This window comes from Tritonibacter sp. SIMBA_163, from assembly GCF_046535935.1.
Classification (GTDB): Bacteria; Pseudomonadota; Alphaproteobacteria; order Rhodobacterales; family Rhodobacteraceae; genus Epibacterium; species Epibacterium scottomollicae.
The window spans coordinates 1-264 of record NZ_JAWJBP010000619.1 but is presented as its reverse complement, the minus strand read 5'-3'; the positions used below and the strand labels follow the sequence as shown (position 1 = coordinate 264).

Annotated in this window: 1 protein-coding gene; it reads left to right on the top strand. The window is 46.6% G+C overall.

Translation table 11 applies throughout. From position 1 onward, the window contains the following. Positions 1-264: N-acetylmuramoyl-L-alanine amidase family protein (locus tag R0J92_RS23780; protein ID WP_411053487.1), on the top strand; the 264-nt coding region annotated here is incomplete at both ends.

Here is a 264-nt window from a genome sequence, read left to right as displayed (position 1 = left end):
CCCCGAAACGGTGCAATATACCTTTCATCTCAAATCCGATCAACAGTGGGGCTATAATTTACGCTATGAGGGCAGTAACTTGATTTTATCTCTGAAACATCCCCCAACAGCGCAATCCGTTCAACCCTTAGCTGGCATGAGAATTTTAGTTGATCCCGGTCATGGGGGTGAAGAATTAGGGGCAAAAGGACCCACAGGTTACCCCGAAAAGGCGGTTAATCTCAAAGTTTCGCAACTGTTGCAAGCAGAATTAGAACAACGGGG